Annotated in this window: 21 protein-coding genes; 10 read left to right on the forward strand and 11 right to left on the reverse strand. The window is 62.6% G+C overall.

Features of this window, described 5'->3' with window-relative positions; genetic code table 11:
• Positions 1 to 4 precede the first annotated feature (4 nt).
• The 7 genes from GR212_RS24115 to GR212_RS24145 all read left to right on the forward strand — a co-directional run bounded on the left by GR212_RS24115 (position 5) and on the right by GR212_RS24145 (position 8,412).
• Positions 5 to 808 carry a glycoside hydrolase family 16 protein gene (locus GR212_RS24115; RefSeq protein ID WP_163990272.1) on the forward strand — a complete coding sequence of 268 codons (804 nt, stop codon included), beginning with the start codon at positions 5 to 7 and terminating at the stop codon, positions 806 to 808.
• Positions 809 to 914: 106 nt separating this feature from the next.
• On the forward strand, positions 915 to 2,123 hold the full coding sequence (locus tag GR212_RS24120) for a glycosyl transferase family 1 (RefSeq protein WP_163990274.1): 1,209 nt from the start codon (positions 915 to 917) through the stop codon (positions 2,121 to 2,123).
• Positions 2,120 to 3,118: a glycosyltransferase family 2 protein gene (locus tag GR212_RS24125; RefSeq protein ID WP_163990276.1), complete on the forward strand. Its 999-nt coding sequence runs from the start codon at positions 2,120 to 2,122 to the stop codon at positions 3,116 to 3,118. Before GR212_RS24120 ends, GR212_RS24125 begins: the two co-directional genes overlap by 4 nt.
• A complete protein-coding gene (locus GR212_RS24130) occupies positions 3,115 to 4,053 on the forward strand; it encodes a glycosyltransferase (RefSeq protein ID WP_163990278.1) in 939 nt (312 codons plus the stop codon). The genes GR212_RS24125 and GR212_RS24130 overlap by 4 nt, the downstream gene beginning before the upstream one ends.
• A complete protein-coding gene (locus GR212_RS24135) occupies positions 4,050 to 5,075 on the forward strand; it encodes a glycosyltransferase family 2 protein (protein ID WP_163990280.1) in 1,026 nt (341 codons plus the stop codon). The genes GR212_RS24130 and GR212_RS24135 overlap by 4 nt, the downstream gene beginning before the upstream one ends.
• Positions 5,076 to 5,079: 4 nt before the next feature.
• The gene (locus GR212_RS24140) at positions 5,080 to 5,985 is read left to right on the forward strand and encodes a UTP--glucose-1-phosphate uridylyltransferase (protein WP_163990282.1); all 906 of its coding nucleotides are present in this window, start codon (positions 5,080 to 5,082) and stop codon (positions 5,983 to 5,985) included.
• A gap of 84 nt (positions 5,986 to 6,069) precedes the next feature.
• Positions 6,070 to 8,412, forward strand: a complete 2,343-nt coding sequence (locus GR212_RS24145; protein WP_163990515.1) for a polysaccharide biosynthesis tyrosine autokinase — start codon at positions 6,070 to 6,072, stop codon at positions 8,410 to 8,412.
• A gap of 5 nt (positions 8,413 to 8,417) precedes the next feature.
• On the opposite strand, the gene GR212_RS24150 is transcribed toward GR212_RS24145, so the two are convergent.
• The 5 genes from GR212_RS24150 to GR212_RS24170 all read right to left on the reverse strand — a co-directional run bounded on the left by GR212_RS24150 (position 8,418) and on the right by GR212_RS24170 (position 12,730).
• Entirely contained in the window at positions 8,418 to 9,305 is an 888-nt protein-coding gene (locus tag GR212_RS24150) for a DMT family transporter (RefSeq protein WP_163990284.1), read from the reverse strand.
• Positions 9,306 to 9,434: 129 nt separating this feature from the next.
• Positions 9,435 to 9,995: an NADPH-dependent FMN reductase gene (locus tag GR212_RS24155; protein WP_163990286.1), complete on the reverse strand. Its 561-nt coding sequence runs from the start codon at positions 9,993 to 9,995 to the stop codon at positions 9,435 to 9,437.
• A gap of 71 nt (positions 9,996 to 10,066) precedes the next feature.
• Positions 10,067 to 11,293: an FAD-dependent oxidoreductase gene (locus tag GR212_RS24160; protein WP_163990288.1), complete on the reverse strand. Its 1,227-nt coding sequence runs from the start codon at positions 11,291 to 11,293 to the stop codon at positions 10,067 to 10,069.
• Positions 11,294 to 11,303: 10 nt separating this feature from the next.
• Positions 11,304 to 11,615, reverse strand: a complete 312-nt coding sequence (locus tag GR212_RS24165) for a MocE family 2Fe-2S type ferredoxin (RefSeq protein ID WP_163990290.1) — start codon at positions 11,613 to 11,615, stop codon at positions 11,304 to 11,306.
• Between the two features lie 26 nt (positions 11,616 to 11,641).
• Positions 11,642 to 12,730, reverse strand: coding sequence for a fatty acid desaturase family protein (locus GR212_RS24170; RefSeq protein WP_163990292.1), 1,089 nt, complete (start codon positions 12,728 to 12,730; stop codon positions 11,642 to 11,644).
• A gap of 149 nt (positions 12,731 to 12,879) precedes the next feature.
• Between GR212_RS24170 and GR212_RS24175 the strand changes: the two genes are divergently transcribed.
• Together GR212_RS24175 and GR212_RS24180 are read left to right on the forward strand one after the other, a co-directional pair.
• Positions 12,880 to 13,908, forward strand: coding sequence for a LacI family DNA-binding transcriptional regulator (locus GR212_RS24175; RefSeq protein ID WP_163990294.1), 1,029 nt, complete (start codon positions 12,880 to 12,882; stop codon positions 13,906 to 13,908).
• 159 nt (positions 13,909 to 14,067) lie between these two features.
• Positions 14,068 to 14,880, forward strand: coding sequence for a TIM barrel protein (locus tag GR212_RS24180; protein ID WP_163990297.1), 813 nt, complete (start codon positions 14,068 to 14,070; stop codon positions 14,878 to 14,880).
• Between the two features lie 36 nt (positions 14,881 to 14,916).
• Here the strand turns inward: GR212_RS24180 and nikR are convergent, their stop codons facing one another.
• From nikR to cbiE, 3 genes are all read right to left on the reverse strand, one after another.
• Positions 14,917 to 15,354, reverse strand: a complete 438-nt coding sequence (nikR, locus tag GR212_RS24185; RefSeq protein ID WP_163990299.1) for a nickel-responsive transcriptional regulator NikR — start codon at positions 15,352 to 15,354, stop codon at positions 14,917 to 14,919.
• 78 nt (positions 15,355 to 15,432) lie between these two features.
• Positions 15,433 to 16,191 (reverse strand): precorrin-4 C(11)-methyltransferase, encoded by a 759-nt coding sequence (gene cobM / locus GR212_RS24190; RefSeq protein WP_163990301.1) that lies wholly within the window; start codon positions 16,189 to 16,191, stop codon positions 15,433 to 15,435.
• A 19-nt stretch (positions 16,192 to 16,210) separates the two neighbouring features.
• A complete protein-coding gene (cbiE, locus tag GR212_RS24195) occupies positions 16,211 to 17,437 on the reverse strand; it encodes a precorrin-6y C5,15-methyltransferase (decarboxylating) subunit CbiE (RefSeq protein WP_163990302.1) in 1,227 nt (408 codons plus the stop codon).
• Between cbiE and GR212_RS24200 the strand changes: the two genes are divergently transcribed.
• Complete coding sequence (locus GR212_RS24200) at positions 17,436 to 18,206, forward strand: cobalt-precorrin-6A reductase (protein ID WP_163990304.1); 771 nt, start codon at positions 17,436 to 17,438, stop codon at positions 18,204 to 18,206. The genes cbiE and GR212_RS24200 overlap by 2 nt on opposite strands.
• On the opposite strand, the gene GR212_RS24205 is transcribed toward GR212_RS24200, so the two are convergent.
• The 3 genes from GR212_RS24205 to GR212_RS24215 are packed head-to-tail and all read right to left on the reverse strand — an operon-like array spanning position 18,170 to position 20,297.
• A complete protein-coding gene (locus GR212_RS24205; protein ID WP_163990307.1) occupies positions 18,170 to 18,934 on the reverse strand; it encodes a precorrin-3B C(17)-methyltransferase in 765 nt (254 codons plus the stop codon). The genes GR212_RS24200 and GR212_RS24205 overlap by 37 nt on opposite strands.
• The gene (locus GR212_RS24210; protein ID WP_163990309.1) at positions 18,931 to 19,668 is read right to left on the reverse strand and encodes a precorrin-2 C(20)-methyltransferase; all 738 of its coding nucleotides are present in this window, start codon (positions 19,666 to 19,668) and stop codon (positions 18,931 to 18,933) included. Before GR212_RS24210 ends, GR212_RS24205 begins: the two co-directional genes overlap by 4 nt.
• Positions 19,665 to 20,297 carry a precorrin-8X methylmutase gene (locus tag GR212_RS24215; RefSeq protein WP_163990311.1) on the reverse strand — a complete coding sequence of 211 codons (633 nt, stop codon included), beginning with the start codon at positions 20,295 to 20,297 and terminating at the stop codon, positions 19,665 to 19,667. Before GR212_RS24215 ends, GR212_RS24210 begins: the two co-directional genes overlap by 4 nt.
• Positions 20,298 to 20,299 lie beyond the last annotated feature (2 nt).

Below are 20,299 nucleotides of genomic sequence, written 5' to 3' on the forward strand. Positions count from 1 at the left end.
TGCCATGACGACATCGAAAAACTGCATATCGAGACTTGCCCTTGTCTCAATCGCTCTTTTGGGCGCATTCTTGCTGCCGCAGGCCGCGTCCGCGCAGGACAATCAATCGACGGGCGGATCCTTCGTCGACAATTTCGCGCGGCTGGACACCGGCCGCTGGTATGTCTCCGACGGCTGGAACAACGGGCCGCACCAGAATTGCACCTGGTCGAAGAAGCAGGTGAGCATCGAGGACGGAATGCTGCAGCTGCAGTTTATCCAGTCCAAGGCAGGTGAGCGTAACTACGCCTGCGGCGAGATCCAGACGACGAAGCGGTATGGCTACGGCACCTATGAGGCGCGCTATCGCACAGCCACGGGTCCCGGCCTGAATTCCGCATTCTTCACCTATATCGGTCCGGCCGACAAAAAGCCGCATGACGAAATCGATTTCGAGGTGCTCGGCAAGAATTCCGGCCAGGTCCAGGTCAACCAATATATCTCAGCCAAGGGCGGCAATGAGAAATTGGCGCCGGTTGCCGGCGGTGCCGACCAGGGTTTCAACGATTACGCCTTCGTCTGGGAAAAGGATCGCCTGCGCTACTATGTGAACGGCAAGCTCGTCCAGGACGTAACGGATCCCTCAAAAATACCGACGAATGCGCAGAAGATCTTCTTCAGCCTGTGGGGCACCGATACGCTGAGCGGCTGGATGGGCAAGTTCGCCTATGGCGGCGAGCCTGCGACCATGCAGATCAAGCGCGTCGCCTTCACCGCGGCAGGCGAGAAGTGCCTGTTTCCGGAATCGATCACCTGCAAGATCGACTGAACCCGGCCGATCGCGCGGCGTCCCGTGCGATCGGCTGCAATGCCACGATGCAACACCAACCACACGGAGCACCCGGTTCGGGCCGGGCGCGGAAGCGAAAATCTTGATGCTGCATATCCTTTACTTCGTTCACGATCTTGCGGATCCCGCCGTGCGCCGGCGGGTTCTGATGCTGCAGGCCGGCGGCGCGCGCGTGACGCTGGCGGGTTTCCGGCGCGACGACAACGCGCTTGCCGCCATTGACGGCATCGAGCCGATCGAGCTTGGCAGGACGCGGGACGCCCAGTTCGCCCAGCGTGTGGCCGCCGTGACCCGGTCGGCGGTAAAATTGCGCGGCGCGTTGCAGTCGGTTGCAAGGCCGGATGTCATCATCGGGCGCAATCTGGAAATGCTGGTGCTGGCCAATCGCGCCAAATCCATATTCGGCGGCGATATGCCGGTCGTCTACGAATGCCTCGATATCCATCGGCTGCTGTTGCGGGACGACATGGTGGGCGGCGCGCTGCGTGCTGCGGAACGCCATTTCGGCTCGCAGGCATCCCTGTTGATGACCAGCTCGCCGGCCTTCGTGGAGCGTTACTTCCGTCCGCGCTCCGGCCTGGAGCTGCCGATCATGCTGCTTGAAAACAAGGTCCTTGCGCTTGAGCCCGCGGCCAGCATCGTTGCCCCGGTCGCGCGGCCGCCGGCTGCAGGCGAACCGTGGAAGATCGGCTGGTTCGGCGCGCTTCGCTGCCGCAAGTCGCTGGCTTTGCTCGACGATTTCTCCCGCCGGATGGGAGGTCGTTTCGAGATCGTACTGCGGGGCCGTCCGGCCTATTCGCAATTCGATGACTTTGACCGCGTCGTGCGCGATGCGCCCTTCATTCATTTTGCCGGCCCCTACAAGAATCCCGAGGATCTTGCGGGGATCTACAACGACGTCCAGTTCTCCTGGGCGATCGACTTCTTCGAAGAAGGGTTGAATTCGCGCTGGCTGCTGCCGAACCGCCTCTATGAGGGCGGCCTCCATGGCGCCGTACCGATCGCGATCGATGGCACCGAGACGGCGCGGTTTCTGGCCAGCCGAAGGATCGGGCTTATGCTCGATACGGCCGATGCCACGCATCTGGCCGCACTGCTGGGCGAGATGGACGAGCAGCGTTATCTCGCCGCTTTCGAGGCCGTCGCCTCTCAGGATCGCAAGCAGTGGATGATCGATCGGGCCGACTGCCATGGATTGGTGCAACGGCTGGCGTCGCTGACGCGCGCCAACGAGCAGATCACCGAAGTACAGGCCCTCCCACAACTGCATCGCAATAGAGGTGGATTGCAATGACGAACGGACGTTCAGGGGATATGCGCTGCATAATCGTTATTCCTTGCCTCAACGAGGAAAAGCACATCGAGCCGCTGATCGGCAAGCTCGGTCAGGCTCTCGATGAGCTCGACGCAAGGATCGTGGTGGCTGATGGCGGCAGCACCGATCGCACGCGCGAGATCGTGAGAGATATCGCAGCCAGCGATCCGCGCGTTCTTCTGCTCGACAATCCGAAGCGCCTGCAAAGTGCCGCGATCAATCTCGCCATAGAAACCTTTGGCGATGACTACGACTACTTCATTCGCATCGATGCGCATGGTGAATATCCGGACGACTATTGCCAGACGCTGGTTCAGGAAGCCGGCGCGACCGGAGCCGATTCCGTTGTCGTTGCCATGCGCACCATGGGCTTCAGCGCTTTCCAGAAGGCGACGGCCGTGGCGCAGAACTCCAAGCTGGGCAATGGCGGCTCGAAACATCGCGAAGGCGCCAAGGGCCATTGGGCCGAACATGGGCATCATGCGTTGATGCGTGTCGCAGCCTTCCGCGCGGTCGATGGCTATGACGAGACTTTCAGCCACAACGAGGATGCGGAGCTGGATTTCCGGCTCAACAAGGCGGGGTATCGGATCTGGCTCACGGACAAGACGGCCATGACCTATTATCCGCGTGCCAGCATTCCGACGCTCTTCAAGCAATATCTCGGCTACGGCCGCGGTCGCGCCCGCAACATTCTCAAGCACCGCAGCATGCCGAGCCTGCGCCAGATGCTGCCGCTCGCGGTCGTGCCGATCTTCATCGGCGCGTTTCTCGCCATCCTTAACTGGATTGCGGTTATTCCGGTCGGCCTCTGGGCCGTGGCGTGCATCGCCTACGGCTTCTGGATCGCGCTTGGCCAGAAGAACCCCTATGGGCCGCTGGCCGCCATCTCCGCCATGGTCATGCATTTCGCCTGGTCGATGGGGTTCTGGATGGAGGTCTTCAGCTTCCGCAACCGCAGGATCGCGTCATGACACAAGTCCATCGACGCCCCATAAGGATCGACATAGCGGTCTGCACCTACCGGCGGGCGGAGCTCGATCAGACGTTGCTGTCGCTTGCCGTGCTCAGCGTTCCCACGGGCGCTGTGGTCCGGATCATCGTTGCGGACAATGATGTGACACCGAGCGCCCGGAGCCGTGTCGACGCCATGCGTTCGGCCGTGCCTTTCGAAATCCTCTATGTCCATTGCCCGGCGTCGAACATCTCGATTGCCCGCAATGCCTGCCTCGATCATGCAAGTGGCGATTTCCTTGCTTTCATCGACGACGACGAGACGGCTTCGGAAGACTGGCTGACGGAAATGCTCGTCATGGCCGATACGACCGGCGCCGATGCCGTCCTCGGCCCGGTCCAGGCGGTCTATGCAAATGTCGCTCCGGCCTGGATGCAGCGTGGCGATTTTCACTCGACCTTGCCCGTCTGGGTCGCGGGCGAAATTCTGACCGGCTACACCTGCAACGTGTTGCTGCGTCGAGCTGCGCCTTCGCTTGCCGGTCGGCGCTTCAATATCGCTCTTGGCCGCAGCGGCGGCGAGGATACCGAATTTTTCACCCACATGCACAAGGCGGGCGGCAGGATCGCCTATGCCGAGGACGCGCTGGTCTACGAACCCGTTCCCAACGGGCGGGCGTCGGTGTCCTGGCTCTCGAAGCGCCGGTATCGCATGGGTCAGACACACGGCCGCATGCTGCTGGAGGCCGCGAGCGGGCTCGGACGCTGGCGCGCGATTGCGCTCGCAGCCACCAAATCCGCCTTCTGTTTTGTTGCAGCGGCGCTGCTCTTCGCGTCTCCGATCAAGCGGCATCGCTATGGCTTGCGCGGCATCATGCATGCCGGCGTTGTCAGCGGTCTCTTCGGAGTTCGCGAAATCGAGCAATACGGAAGTCTGGAGAAAGCACCGCAATGACGGATTTCATCCCCGATGTCAGTTTCGTCATCGCTGCCTACAATGCGCAGGAGACGCTCGCTCGCGCCATCGACAGCGCGCTGGCGCAAGGCGCCGTCAGCATGGAAGTGATCGTCATCGACGATTGCTCGACGGACGGTACGCGCGACATTGCCGGCAATCATCCCGATCCGCGCGTGCGTCTCGTCGCCATGGCCCGCAATGGCGGGCCGGGGGCGGCCCGCAACGCCGGGCTTGATGCGGCCCGCGGCCGCTGGGTTGCCGTGCTCGATTCCGACGACGCCCTGCGCCCGGACCGAATGGCGCGTCTGATCGCCCGAGCGGAAAAAGCCGATGCGCAGATCGCGGTCGATAATCTCGACGTCATTCGCGAGGATGTCGGGACCATGCTGCCGATGTTCCCCGAGCCGATGTTGGCGCGCATGCCGCTGCTCTCGCTGGCCAAATTCATCGCCTCGAACATGATTTTCCAATCGGAGCACAATTTCGGCTACATGAAGCCGGTCTTCGAGCGCGCCTTCATCGAGAAGCACCATCTGCGCTTCGACGAGGCATTGCGGATCGGTGAGGACTATATTTTTCTGGCGTCGGCACTCGCCCGAGGCGGTATCTGCGTTGTCGAGCCAAGCGTAGGCTATCTTTATTACATTCGCGAAGGATCGATCTCGAGGGTTCTCAAGAAAGAGCACGTCGAGGCGATGATCGCGGCCGATGCCAAATTTTTCGCCGAACATCCCTTCGGCGCCGCGGCCCTTGCCGCGCAAAGGCGGCGCACGCGCAACCTGAAAGAGGTCATTGCATTCCTGAAGCTGGTCGATAGCATCAAGGAGCGCGAACTGCAGACCATGCTGAAGATCGCCTGCCTCAACCCGCGGGCGGTGCGCCATCTCAGCATGCCGGTTGCTGCCCGCTTTCGTCGCCTTGCCACTGCCCTGTGGGGCAATCGCCAGCCGGCGCCGACCTCTCAACTCTCCTCGCCCCTGCCAAATATGAGCGCAGGCCCTCACTCTAACAAAGGATAGAGCCATGGACCCCAAGCATCGTGTGAGAAAAGCAGTCATTCCGGTTGCCGGCAACGGAACACGTTTCCTGCCCGCCACAAAGGCCATGCCGAAGGAGATGCTGACGATCGTCGATCGTCCGGTCGTGCAATATGCCGTCGATGAAGCCATCGAAGCCGGCATCGAGCATATCGTCTTCGTCACCAGCCGCAACAAGTCGGCGATCGAAGATCACTTCGACGATACGCCGGAGCTGATTTCCTCGCTGCAGCGCGCTGGCAAGAGCCATCAGGTCAGCGAGCTGGAACGCCTTCTGCCCCGGCCGGGTTCGGTCAGTTTCACCCGGCAGCAGGCTCCGCTCGGTCTCGGCCACGCCGTTTGGTGTGCCCGCGATCTGATCGGTAACGAACCCTTCGCGCTGCTTTTGCCCGATATGCTCTGCTACGGCATGCGCGGCTGCATGGCCGGCCTGATGGATCTCTATAATGAGGTCGGCGGCAATATCGTCGCGGTCGAGGAGTGCGCTCCGGAAGAGACGTCGAAATACGGCATCATCGGCAAGGGCTCGGCGGTACGTCATGGCTTTGCCGTAACCAAAATGGTCGAAAAGCCGCATCCGTCGGAGGCGCCTTCAAACTTTTACCTCAATGGCCGCTATATTCTGCAGCCTGAGATCTTCGATATTCTGGCCCGCCAGGAGCGCGGCGCCGGCAACGAGATCCAGCTGACCGACGGCATGCTGCGTCTTTCCGAGACGCAATCGTTCCATGCCCAGGTCTATAACGGACGCACGTTCGACTGCGGGTCCAAGCACGGCTTCATCGAAGCAAACGTGGCCTTCGCGCTCGCCCGCGCCGATATCGGCGGCCTGGTCTATGACTCGATCCGCAATCTGGTCGTCTCGCACGAAGCGCAGATGACCGCCGCTTAAGCCTGTTCACATCATGGCCTGCGGCCGGGAAGGCCGCAGGCCATGGCTATTGTTCATTCAGGCTTCTCCGACAAGGTGGTCGCCATGCATCAAAAGAACTTCACTTTCCAGAGCGCTCTTCCGCAAGCGGAGTCGCAGGATAGCTTTATCGATCTCGATCGGCTGATGGCCGTCGTGGTCCGTCGCATCCGTACCATCATTTTCGCCGTTGCCGCTTTTGTCATTCTGGCCGTCGCCTATCTGCTGACCGCCACGTCGAGCTATACGTCGATGACGCAGATCCTGCTCGATGAAAGCATGACGAAATATGCTGAGGATCAGCCGCCCGCCGCCAGCAGCCAACAGGCGGACATGGAGATCGCCAGCGCCGTCGAAATCCTGAAATCGAACGAGATGGCCTTGCGTGTTGTCGATCAGGCCGGCCTTTCCGACAACGCCAAGCTCCTTAATCCCCCGCAGTCGCCGGCAGCCCTGCTCAAGTCCGGTGCCGGCCTGATCGCCAGCATCTTTACGCCTGGACGCCCGCCGATGACGCCGGAAGAGCAGCGTGAAGCACAGCGGCAGAAGGTAGCGGCCGTCCTGCAGGACGGTCTCAAGGTCGAGCGGGTCACGCGAAGCTCGGTCGTTGCCGTGTCCTTCAGCTCGACCGACAAGCTGTTGGCCGCCAAGGTCACGCGCGCCTATGCCGACGCCTATCTGACCGACCAGCTGAACGCCAATTTCGACGCGACCGAGCGCGCCTCCGTCTGGCTGCAGGAGCGCTTGAACGACCTGCGCCAGCGTGCGCAGGAAGCGTCGCTCGAAGTCGAGAAGTACAAGGCCGACAATGGGCTGACCTCGACCGGCGGCGAGCTGATGTCGGAGCAGCAGATTTCCGATTTGAACAAGCAGCTGATCATCGCCCAGGCCGATACGGCGAGCGCATCCGCGCGCTACAACCAGTATAAATCGATCATCGACCAAGGTCCGGACAACGCCGTCAGGAACGCCACCATCTCGTCGAGCCAGACCGACAACTCGGTACTGCAGGATCTGAAGACGCGTTATCTCGCCGTCGAGAAGCGCGAGCAGGATGTCACACAGAATTTTGGCGCCGACCATCCGCAGGCCGTCGCGCTTCGCGCAGAACGCCAGGACATCACGCGGCAGATCTACCAGGAGCTTCAGCAGCTTACCGCCAGCTACAAGAACGAGCTTGACGTTGCGCAATCGCGGGCGGAATCGCTGCGCGAGAGCATCGACAAGGTCGTCGGCAAGAATTCCGAAGCCAACAAGTCGCTGGTTCACCTGAATGAGCTGAACCAGAAGGCGACGGCCCTGAAGACGCTCTATGAATCCTATCTCGGCCGCTTCGAGGAGGCGACGCAGCAGCGTTCCTTCCCGATCGCCAAGGCGCGCGTCATCTCGGTTGCCGGCGTGCCGACCGCGCCGTCGAGCCCGAAGAAGACGCTCGTGATGGCGCTTTCCGTGATCCTCGGCCTGATGGCCGGTGCCGGCCTGGCCGCCTTCCAGGAATTCCGAGACCGCTTTTTCCGCGTCGAGGCCGACGTGCGCTCGGCGCTCGGGCTGAAATTCCTCGGTTATCTGCCCCTGCTCGGCCAGCAGGGCAAGACCAGGAAGAAGGCCCGCAAGGCCAATGCCGGAGCCGAACCGGCAACGGCGGGGGAGGCCGAGAATGGTGTCGCGTTCGAGCGCATGATGCGCATTTCGGTCGAGGCGCCGCGTTCGATCTTCGCCGAGACATTGAGGAACGCCAAGCTTGCCAGCGACGTCATGCTGCAAGGTCGCGCCGATCGCGTGATCGGCGTCGTCTCGGCACTGCCGGGCGAGGGCAAGTCGACGACGGCAGCCAATTTTGCCGCACTGCTCGCCAGCAGCGGCAAGCGCACGCTGCTCATCGATGCCGACTTGCGCAATCCGGGCCTCAGCCGTACGCTGAAGTCGCCGCCGCAGGCCGGCTTGATCGAGGTCGTGCTCGGTGAAGTTCCATGGACCAATGCCGTGAAGGTCGATCCGCGCACCAAACTCGCCATCCTGCCAGTGGTCGTGCGCGATCAGCTGCTGCACACCAGCGAGCTCTTGTCGTCGCAGGGCATGCAACACCTCATGGAAAATGCCCGCAAGATGTTCGACTATATCATCGTCGATCTCGCGCCCCTGGGACCGGTCATCGATGCCAAGGCCTTTGCCCCGCAAGTCGATGCCTTCCTGCTCGTCACGGAATGGGGCGCGACCCCCACTAACCTTGTTCGTGATGTCCTGGAGCAGGAGCCGCAGATCAATTCGCGTATCCTTGGCGTCATCCTCAACAAGACCGACATGTCGGAATTGCCGCGCTATAGCGACTTTGGCGGAACGGAGCGTTATCGCCAGAAATATGTGAGCTACTACACGGAGGCGCAGCCGCGTGCCCAGGTGGATGCATAATCTGTTTATGTCCTGCCGGCCTTGACCCTTGCTCTTGCCAGGGCATGTTCACGCCAGATCGTGAATATGCCCGCCGCAACGACGATGAGCGCGCCCAGGATCATCGGCGCGCTCAGCTTTTCACCGAAGATGGTGACGCCGATGATGGCGGAGAACACGAGCTGCAAATAGGTCAGGGGCTGGATGACCACCGCGTCGAGCATGTCGTAGGCGCGAATGAGGAAATAGTGGCTTGAAACGCCCGTCAGGCAGAGAATGCCCATGAAGATCCAGTCATGCGGCGCAAGCTGCGTCCAGAAGAAGGGGCCGATGCAGCTCATGGCGACGGCGCCCACCACGCCCGTATAGAAAAAGCTGGTCATGGCCCCGTCCTCACGGCTGACGTAGCGGGTCAGGACGACGTAGAGCGAAAACAGCAGTGCGCCGAAAAGCGGCACCAGAAAGCGTGCATCGAAAACACCGCTTTCGGGCTTCAGGATCAGCAGCACGCCGACGAAACCGAAGCAGATCGCCAGCCATCGCCGCCAGCCGACCTTCTCGCCGAGGATCGGTATGGAAAGCAGCGCCACCATGAGCGGGCCGGAGGAGAAAATCGCCTGCGAATGGGCCAGTCCGACGATGACGAAGGATGAGATGGCGACGACGATCTGTGCCGCCAGCAGCAGGCCGCGGGCTATCTGCAGGACAGGGCGCTTGGTAATGACATTGCGTCGCAGGCCGCCCGGCGCGCGCGAGGCCATCGCGACGGCGAACAGCATGAAAGCCCAATAACGGATCATCGCCACCAGAAGCGGCGGATAGGCGCTGACGAGATGCTTGGATATGCCGTCCTGTATGGCGAATATGGTGATGGCCAACAGCGTGAAGACGTAACCGATACTATTGGATTTCATGGTTTTCGAAGGAAGACGATGTGCGGGGCCCCGGAGGCGTCGGGACCCGGCGCCGCAGTCACATTAGGCTATTCGTCGGTTCAATCATAGGCTTCATATTTGCCCTGCGGCCCAGCGGCGAGCGGCGTGTCAGCCCTTTTTGCGGTCCGAGACGAAGGCGCTGAAGCCTTCGATGAAAACCGTGAGATTGTGTTTCACTTTTTCATCGACCATCTGGCCATTTTCATCGAAGACGCTGCCGGCGCGCGACACCATCAGCCGGCCGCCGAACCATGGATCGGCCCCGAGCGTGCGCAACACCGTCAGCCAGGCGTTCTGGCTGAGGATGGTGCCGAAATTGCCGGGCGAAGCCCCGAGAACGGCGATCGGCTTTGCGCCGAAGACCTGGGCGATATCGCTGGACGGCCGGCTCATCCAGTCGATGGCGTTCTTGAACACCCCGGGAAGCGAGTTGTTATATTCCGGCGTAAACAGGATCAGCCCATCGGCAGCGATGGCCAAATCCTTGAGTTCGCGTACTTTTTCGGGAATGCCCTCCGCAGCCTCGAGGTCTGCGTTATAGAGCGGCACGCCATGAATGGTGCGTGCAATCAGCTCGACACCGCTTGGCGCCAGTTCGGCGGCGGCGTGAAGCAGGGCGGTGTTGAAAGAGCCTTTGCGCAGGCTGCCAGATATGCCGAGTATCTTCATTGCTTCCCCCGTTTGCGGTTACAGGAAGACATTTATGCTTCATCGCCCGTCGTCAAGGTCTAGGAGCGATCTTATGCGGCGAGCAGCGACTTCAGCTTGACCGAATTTGCCGCCAGAGCGGCGCAATCCGGACAGGCGCGGGCGGCGATCAGCATTTCGGCAAGGCGGATGTCGCGTGCGATGGCATTGCCGCGGCCGATACCGCTGGCGGCGAGCAGCCGTCCATCCGCGCCGAGGTGGAAGAGGATGAACGCTCCGTCGCCAAGATCGCGCCGTACATGGGTGACCGCCTCGCCGGCCAGGCCGGCGATCTGCAATGTCAGGTCATACTGGTCCGACCAGAACCATGGGACGGCGGATATTTCCGCGTCTTCCCCCAGCATGTTGGCGGCGGCCAGGTTTGCCTGTTCCTGCGCATTGCGCCAGGATTCCAGGCGAACGCGCCGTCCGCCATAAAGTGCCAGCGGAAAGGAGCAGCAATCGCCCGCCGCATAGATGCCGGAAACAGAGGTCTCGAGCCGTTCGTTGACGGCAATGCCGTTGTCGATCGCAAGACCCACTTCCGCAGCAAGCGCGACATTCGGCAGGGCGCCGATGCCGACGAGCAGCAGATCGGCGGAAATCACGCTGCCGCCGGCGAGGCGAACGATCGCCTTGTCGGCCTGTTCCTCAACGGATTCGATTACCTGGCTGCAACGAATATCCACGCCTTCCCGGCGATGACGTTCCGTCACGGCCTCGGCGATCGCCTCCGGCACGCCGCGCTTCAACACCCGCGGCAGGCCTTCGATGAGGGTGACGTCCGCGCCGCGCATACGCGCCGTTGCCGCCAGCTCCAGGCCGATGAAGCCGCCGCCGATGATGGCGATGTGCTGCCCGGCGCGGAGAGCGGCATGCAAGGCCATCGCATCCGCATGGGTGCGCAGCACCCGGATGCGCCCGGATGCGCCGCGGGCACCGGGAAAACCGCGTGCCGAGGCGCCGGTCGCGAGCAGGAGCTTGTCGTAGCCGAGCGTTTGTCCGTCCGCGAGCCCGATCGTCTTTGTGAAAGGATCGATCGCTGTCACCGTCGCGTCGAGCCTCAGGTCGATCGATTGTTCTCGGTAACGCTCCGGCGTGGCGATGAATTTCGGCTCCGGTGCCTCATCCGCCCCGCCCTTCGAAAGCGGGGGACGTTCGTATGGCGCGAGCGGCTCGCTGCCGATCAGGGTGATGTCGCCGTCAAATCCCTTTTCACGAAGCGCAAAGGCTGCGCGTGCGCCGCATTCTCCGGCGCCGACGATGACGAAATGAGCCACGCTTGCCTCCTCAGAGCCCGATGAAAACGGTGCCGTTTTCGACCTTGATCGGATAGGTCTGCAGATTGACGCAGACCGGAGCCCCCTTGGCTTCGCCCGTGCGATAGTCGAAGCGGCCATTGTGCTTGGGACATTCGATGATGTTGTCCATGACGAGGCCGTCGGCGAGATGGATCTTCTCGTGCGTGCACAGGCCGTCGGTGGCAAAATAATCGTCCTCGGGACTGCGATAGACGGCGAAGGTTTTCCCGTCGTGATCGAAGCGGATCACATCTTCTTCGTCGATTGCGTCAGCGGCGCAGACTTCGATCCAGTTGTTCATGTCTTCCTCCCTTTGCGATTTCAGTCTTACTGGGCGGCTGCGGCCGGTAGCTCGCCGTGGAACTCCTCGCGATAAGGCCTGGCAGTCGGCGGCAGCTCGCGCTTCAGGAAGTAATCCTCGTTGCGCAATTGCCGCAGGAACGCCGGTATCATTTCGCGATAGCCGGACCACATGGACGGATTGGCGGCCGGCAGATCGTGCTTGATCATCGCATGCAGCCTTGGCAGCGCGTGATAGGGCACCATCGGGAACATGTGGTGTTCGACATGGTAGTTCATGTTCCAGTAGATGAAGCGGCTGACAGGGTTCATCATGACGGTGCGGCTGTTCAGCCGGTGATCGATGACGTTGTCGGCGAGGCCGCCATGCTGCAGCAGGCCGGTCAGGACGTGATGCCAGGCACCATAGAGCCGGGGAAGGCCGATCAGCATCAACGGCAGGATCGAGCCCATGGCGATCGCCGCCGCAATGGTCACGGCATAAATGGCAAGCCAGATGCGGGCGATGCGAATGGCCTTTGGCTGCTCCATTTCGGGGATGAAGCTCTTTTCCGCGGCGCTGACGACGCCGGCGGCGTTGCGCAGCATATCGACGATTGCATACCAGGCATCGAGAATGCCGAAGAAATTCAGGACGAGGCGCAAAAGATCCGGCGGCCGCATGACGGCAATCTCCGGATCGCGGCCGACGATGACGGTATCGGTGTGGTGGCGCGCATGGCTCCAGCGCCAGGTGACCGGATTGCGCATGATCATGAAGCAGGCGATCTGGTAGACCGCATCGTTCATCCAGCGCGTCTTGAACGCCGTGCCGTGACCGCATTCATGCCAGCGGCTGTCCGAGGCCGAGCCGTAGAGCACGCCGTAAGCCAGGAAGAAGGGGACAGAGATCCACGACCCCCAGAAATAGATACCCAGCCCGGCAAAGACCACCATGGTGCCGAGCCAGAGAATGGTGTCGCGGATCGCCGGCATGTCGGAACGCTGCATCAGCGCCTTCATGTCCTTGCGCGGAACATCGGTATGATACCATTCGGCAGCCGCAAGTCCGGTCTCCACGGCCAGCCTGCCGCTTGCGCCGAGCAGATCGTAGTCACGCTTGATTGTCGTCGTCATCCCTGCCTCCCGCGATGCGCAACAGCGCCGCGCCTCAATGCCGGAAACGATAGATCGACTTTTTGCTTGCCTCAATGCGGGAATGATGGAATCTATCAAAACACATCAAACTCTGATGTCATGAATGATGACATATCTCAGGAGCAGCCATGCGTCGCCCCACCATATCCGATCTCGCCAAGGCATCCGGCGTCAGCGTCGCCACGATCGATCGCGTGCTGAACGGACGTCACCGCGTTCGGGAAGAAACGGCCAGACGGGTGTATGAGGCGGCGCAGGAAATCGGCTATCACGCCGTCGGCCTCCTGCGTCAGCGTGTCTTCGAAGACCTGCCGCAATATCGATTGGGTTTCGTGTTGCAGAAGCCGGTTCAGGCCTTCTACCAGGCTTTCGCCAAGGAGGTGGTGGTCGCGGCGCAGGCGATGACGACGGCACGGATCAACGCGCATGTGGATTTCGTGCCAGCCTCGACGCCGACCGCCATCGTCGAGAGACTGAAGGCGATGGCCGCCCGCAGCCAGGCCGTTGCGCTCGTCGCGCCGGATTATCCGGCCGTGACGGCTGCGATCGAGGAGTTGAAGGAAAAAGGCATTCCGGTCTTTTCCCTGCTGTCGGATTTCTCCACCACCGCGCGCCAGGGCTATATCGGCGTCGACAACCGGAAAGTCGGGCGCACGGCGGCGTGGATCATCGCGCGTTCGGCCCGTCGCCCCGGCAAGGTCGCCTGCTTCGTCGGCAGTCATCGCTTTCTGGGTCATGAGCTGCGCGAGATCGGTTTTCGCTCCTATTTTCGCGAGAATGCGCCTGATTTCGAGGTGCTCGATACGCTTATCAATCTCGACACGCCGGAAATCACGCATGAGGCGACGCTCGATCTGCTTCAGAAGCACCCCGACCTTATCGGTTTCTACGTCTGCGGCGGTGGCATGGAGGGCGCGATTTCCGCTATCCGCGAGGAGCGGCTGGCCGGCAAGCTGATTGTTGTCGTCAACGAGCTGACGCCGGAATCGAAGGCGGCGCTCGCCGACGATGTCGTTGCCATGGCGATCGGCACGCCGTTGCCGGCGCTCTGCAAGGAGCTGATGGGCCTCATGATCGCGGCGATCGACAATGGCGAGGCCGCGGTACCCGGCCAGAGCTTCCTGCCGTTCGAAATCTTCGTTTCGGAAAACATCTAGCACCTATGATGGAATTCCATCATAACTGGGATAAATCTATCAGGAATGATGTCTAAGGCCGATGGAACAAGGCCATGAATCTCGCTAGTCCTTCGCAAAGCAGGCGCGGCGGATCGAGATGTCTTTTGCGGCCGGACGCCTTGAGGAGGAGTGCCTATCATGAGTTCCATCCGTTTCGCGCTCAATCATATGTGCGCGCCGTCCCTGAGCCTGGAATCGTTCTTTGCCGCTGCAAAGGAGCTCGGTGTCGACAGCGTCGAGATTCGCAACGATCTTGCCGGCAACGCGATCCTGGACGGCACGCCGGCAACCAGCGTCAAGGAGCTTGCTGCGCGCTACGGACTGACGATCATCTCCATCAATGCGCTGCAGCGCTTCAATGAATGGAACGACGAGCGCGCCCGGGAAGCGGCGGAGCTGATCCGTTACGCCCATGACAGCGGCGCCAGGGCTCTCGTTCTCGTGCCGGTCAACGACGGCAGCGGCCGTGAGCCGGAGGCGCGCCGCGCCAATCTTCGCAAGGCGCTCTCGGCCCTGAAGCCGATGCTGGAGGCTGCCGGTATCGTGGGGTTGGTGGAGCCGCTCGGCTTCGAGATCTGCTCGCTGCGCCTGAAGAGCGAAGCGGCGGCGGCGATCGAGGAACTCGGGGCGAAATCCACGTTCTGCCTGGTGCATGACACCTTCCACCATCACCTCGCCGGCGAATCCGCGATCTTCCCGGATCTGACCGGGCTCGTGCATGTTTCCGGCGTCAGCGATGCCGGCGTTTCGGTTGCCGACATGCGGGATCCGCATCGCGTTCTCGTCGATGCCGGAGACCGTCTCGACAATGTCGGCCAGTTGCGGGCATTGCTTTCCGCCGGTTATGCCGGTCCGGCATCCTTCGAACCCTTTGCTCCGGCCGTGCATGCCTTGAAGGATCCGGTTGCGGCTCTCAAGGAGAGCATGGCCTATATTGCGGGCCGGCTCTGATTGATCCGGTAGTCCGCGGGCAACTTGCCCGCCGGCTCAATCGTGCGAATGCGTTTCGGGATGATCCGCATCATGGTCCGATGGGATGATGTGCAGGTTCCCGAAGCGCACGCCGCGTTGCGTCACGACGCTGTCGGCAAACGTCTTTATCTCGTCCGCCTTGCCCTTCAGCACGGAAACTTCGAGGCACTCGTGCCCATCGATATGAACGTGAAGGGTCGAGACTGAAAGGTCGTGATGATCGTGCTGCGCGGTCGTCAACCGCCGCGACAGGTCGCGGGTTTCGTGTTCGTAGACATAGGTGAGCGCCGCGTAGCATCTGGCTTCGCCGTCGATGGTCGGCTGCGCGCGGGTGACGGCATCGCGAACGAGATCACGCAAGGTTTCCGAGCGGCTGGCATAGCCGCGTTGCGCGCTGATCGTATCGATCGTCTCCAGAAGATCGTCATCGATGGTGATGGTAATGCGCTGCATTTCCTGATCCTCTGTTGTCTGGCGGCCTGCCGCGCTGACTAGAGGAAATTTCAGCGTGATTTGCAACGGTATCAGGCGTTATTGACGGCCGCGGAACCGACGCTGATAGGTGGGGTCGTAGAGCGAGCTTTCACGGAAATCGCTGGCGGCAAGCGATGGACCGACAAAGATCAGCGCGGTGCGTTCGATCGGTTCGGCCCGCACCTTTTCCTCGATCGTGGCCAGCGTGCCCCGAACGATCCGCTCATCCGGCCAGGATGCCTTGACGACGATCGCAACCGGGCAATCGGCTCCGTAAAGCGGCGTCAGGTCTTCTACGACCTCGCTGAGTGCGTGAATGGCCAGATGGATCGCCAGCGTCGCGCCTGTCGCGCCGAATTTTTTCAGTGTCTCGTTGTTCGGCATCGGCGAGGCGCGGCCGGAAACCCGCGTCAGGACCAGGCTTTGGGCGACGGCCGGGATGGTCAGTTCACGGCCGAGCGCCGAGGCCGCGGCCGCGAAAGCCGGAACGCCGGGAGTGAGCGTATAGTCGATGCCATGCTGTTGAAGCCGGCGGATCTGCTCGGCGACCGCGCTCCAGACCGAGAGATCGCCGGAATGCAGGCGCGCGACATCCTCGCCGGCTTCCGCCGCTTTCAGATATTCCGCCGCGATCTCGTCCAGCGACATCGGCGCCGTGTCGATGATGCGGGCGCCGGGCGGGCAATATTGCAGCAATTCCGGCGAAACGATCGATCCGGCATAGAGGCAGACCCGGCATTTGCCGATCAGGTCGCGGCCGCGCACCGTGATCAGGTCGGCGGCGCCGGGGCCTGCGCCAATGAAATGCACTGTCATCGCTCTACCTCATTCCTGATTATGGCTTGATCCAGCACCATTGCGTCACCGGCATGGCCGGCCGCCAGCCGGTCATGCGGCCGACGGGCGCGGCGCGCGCGATATCGATGCGGATCAGCGAGCCGCCCTTGCGTGCCTGTTTGGCAAGCAGAAGGGCTTCCATTTCGGTCGTAACGGCATTGGCAACCAGCCTTCCGCCGCTTTTCAATTGGCCGATGGCGGCATCGAGCACGCCGGCATCGCTGCCGCCGCCGCCGATGAAGATCGCATCCGGTGCCGGCAGCCCTGCAAGGGCATTCGGCGCCTCTCCCTCGACGATGGTCAAGGCGGGGACGCCAAAATTCGCTGCGTTGCGATGGATTCGCGCTGCGCGCTCGGCCGAAGCCTCGATGGCGATGGCGCGAAGCGAGGGATCGGCCAGCATCCATTCGATACCGATCGAGCCCGAGCCGGCGCCGATATCCCAGAGCAGTTCGCCGTGACGCGGCGAGAGTGCCGACAGCGTCATCGCGCGGATTTCCCGCTTGGTGATCTGGCCGTCATGCTCGAAGAGGTCGTCGGGCAAGCCCGCGCTCAGCGGCAAAATCCGCGCGCCGGCTTCGGCTTTGACCTCGATGCCGCAGACGTTCAGATCGTTGACGCCGGAAAGGGCGAACTCGGCCGCGTTTTGCCGGGAGACTTTCTCATGCGGGCCGCCAAGCGCTTCCAGCACCGTCAGTTTGGATTGACCGAAGCCTGAGGTTTGCAGCAGGGTGGCCAGTTCGGCAGGTCCCTTGCCGTCGGAGGTCAGCGCCAGGATCTTGCGGCCGGGATGCAGATGCGGCCGGATGAGATCGATGGGCCGTCCGTGGAGCGACAGGACCGTCGTCTCCTGCAAAGGCCAGCCCAACCGGGATGCGGCAAGGCTGAAGGACGAGGGCGCCGGGATGACGGTCATCTCGGCGGCCGCAATGCGGCGCGAAAGCGTCGCGCCGACGCCGTAGAAGAAAGGATCGCCGGAGGCGAGAACCACCGTCGGCTTGCCCCGTCGATCGAGGACCGCCTCGACGGATCGTTCGAATGGAGAGAGCCATTGATGCCTCTCGCCAGTGATGACGGGGCTCATCAATTCGATATGGCGCGCGCCGCCGAAGACGACCGGGGCCGAGGCGATCAGCCGCCTGGCCGCGTCGCCGATGCCGGCTGGACCGTCTTCGCCGATGCCGATAAGAGTGAGCCAAGGTTGAACGGAAGGTATCTCAGCCATGGGCAAGGCCCGTATTCTGATCCTGGGCGGCACGACGGAGGCCCGTGCGCTGGCGGCAACCCTTGCCCCGCGCGCCGATCTCGACGTTGTCCTGTCGCTTGCCGGCAGGACCGCCGATCCGGCGGCGCAGCCCGTTCCGATACGCAGCGGCGGCTTCGGTGGCGCCGAGGGGCTTGCCCGCTATCTTCGTGACGAAGCCATCGATCTGGTGGTCGACGCCACCCATCCCTTCGCTGCCCGCATCTCCGCCAACGCGGCCCGGGCCACTGCGGAATGCGATGTGGCGGCCTTTGCGCTGCGCCGCCCGGCCTGGGTACCGGTCGAAGGCGATGACTGGCTCCCGGTGCATAGCGTTTCTCAGGCCGTGACCGCCCTTGGCAACGCGCCCCTGCGCGTCTTCCTGGCGACCGGCCGGCAGGACGCGCATCAGGCGAACGCGGCGCCGCATCACCACTACTGGGTCCGCAGCGTCGATCCCGTCGAGCCGCCGCTCACGGTACCTCACGTCGACTACATCCACGGCAGGGGACCGTTCCGGCTGGAGGACGAGCTGGATCTGTTGCGGAGACATGGGATCGACGTGGTCGTCGCCAAGAACAGCGGTGGCGATGCGACCTATGCGAAAATCGAAGCGGCACGGCGCCTCGGCATCCGGATAATCATGATCGAGCGTGCCGAGACTGCCGGCCTGCCGGTGGTCGAAACAGTGAAAGCAGCGCTCGGTCAGATCGATCATTTCGCCTCTTCCCGGATGAAACGCGGCGTATAGACCAGGTCAGGCCGTCCTTCGCGGGCAATGACGCGCGTCTCGGCCGAGCCGATGATGACGCAGGTCGCCATATCCGCCTGCGACGCCTGGGCATCGGCAAGCCGCGCAACCGTCATGCGCTCGTCCGGCCGGCCGGCGGCCCGGCCGAAGATGATCGCTGTATCCGCCGGCAATATGGCCCGTACGATGTCGAAGGCCTTGCCGAGCTGCCAGGGCCGCGCCTTGCTGATCGGATTGTAGAGCGCGATCACAAGGCCGGCCTCGGCAACGGCACGAAGGCGGCGCTCGATGAGGGGCCAGGGTTTCAGATTGTCCGACAGCGAGATCGCGCAGAAATCATGCCCGAGGGGAGCGCCGATGCGCGCCGCCACCGCAAGCATGGCCGTGATACCCGGCACGACGACGAGATCCACCCCGCGCCATTCCGCAGGGCCGTGATCGATCGCCTCGCAGACGGCCGCCGCCATGGCGAAGACGCCGGGGTCGCCGCCGGAGACGACGCAGACATTGACGCCGGCCGCCGCCCTTTGCAGCGCCACCTTGGCGCGGTCCAGCTCCTCGCGATTGTCCGAAACATGGCGGATCTGGTCGCCGCGCAACGTCAGGCGGTCGAGATAAGGGCCGTAGCCATAGAATTCTTGAGCATCCGCAACCGCACTCAGCGCCTCCGGCGTTGTCTGCGCGGGATTGCCCGGACCGGTGCCGATGACATAGAGACGCCCGCTCATGGCCTGTTTTCCCAACCCGGAACCAGGACGAGCGAGAAATAGGGGGCTTCGGCATCGTCGCGGCTTGCAAGCGGCGTCATCGCACCGTTCGCCATCGTGCCGCGCTCGACATAAACGGCTTCGTTGAGCCGGCCGGCAGCGTCCAGCGCACGCCGGATCTTCGGCAGGTTGCGGCCGACCTTCATGATTACCGCGGCCTGCGTATCACCGAGACGGCGGACAAGCTCGGCTTCCGCCATCGTTCCCGGCAGGACGGAGAGGACGTCGTCTCCCTGCACCATCGGCAATCCGGCGAGAGACCAGCAGCCGGACATGGCGGTCACGCCCGGTATGACCTCGGTCGGGAAGCGATCGGCAAGGCGCACATGCAGATGCATGTAGGAACCGTAAAACAGCGGATCGCCTTCGCTGAGGACGGCAACCGTTTTTCCTTCCCGCAGGCGTGCGGCCACCATCTCGGCCGAGACGTCGTAGAAGGCCGTGATCTGACGGATATAGTCCGCCGCGTCCTTGTCGATCTCGGTCGTAACGGGATAGTAGAGCGGCAGCAGCGTCACGTCCGCCTTGAGGAATTCGCCGACGATCGCCTTTCCGTTGCCGCCTCTGCCCTGCTTGGCGAAGTAGGCGACGACATCGGCACGCTCCAGAGCCTTGACGGCCTTGACCGTCAGCAATTCCGGATCGCCGGGACCTGTGCCGACGCCGATCAGGCTTCCGCTTGAAGGCACGCTCATAGGCCCGGCCTCGCCAATGCGTTGAGGGCGGCCGCCGTCATGGCGCTGCCGCCGAGGCGACCGCGCACGATGGCAAAGGGAATGCCGTAGGAACTCTCCGCAAGGGCATCCTTCGATTCGGCCGCGCCGACAAAGCCGACGGGCATGCCGATGATGGCGGCAGGCCTCGGAGCACCGTCGCGCAGCATTTCCAGAAGATGGAAAAGCGCAGTCGGCGCGTTGCCAATGGCGACGACCGAGCCGGCAAGCCGATCGGTCCATAGATGCATGGCCGCGGCGGAGCGCGTGTTGCCGATGGTCTTGGCGATGTCCGCCGTGCGCGGATCCTGCAGCGTGCAGATCACGTCGTTCGCCGCCGGCAGGCGGGCGCGGGTCACGCCACGAGCCACCATCTCCGCATCACAGAAAATCGGGGCGCCGTCGGCGAGTGCCTTGCGGGCCGATGCGACGAAATCGGGGGAGAACATGAAATGCCGTGCTGCTTCCACCTGTCCGCAGGCATGAATCATGCGCACGGCGACATCGGCCTCGGCTTCGGGAAAACGCTGGAGATCGGCTTCGCTGCGGATGATCGCGAAGGAGCGCTCGTAGATCGCTTGTCCCTCGCGGATATAGTCATAGTCAGGCATTT

It is taken from the genome of Martinezella lusitana (assembly GCF_010668395.1).
Classification (GTDB): domain Bacteria; phylum Pseudomonadota; class Alphaproteobacteria; order Rhizobiales; family Rhizobiaceae; genus Rhizobium; species Rhizobium lusitanum_A.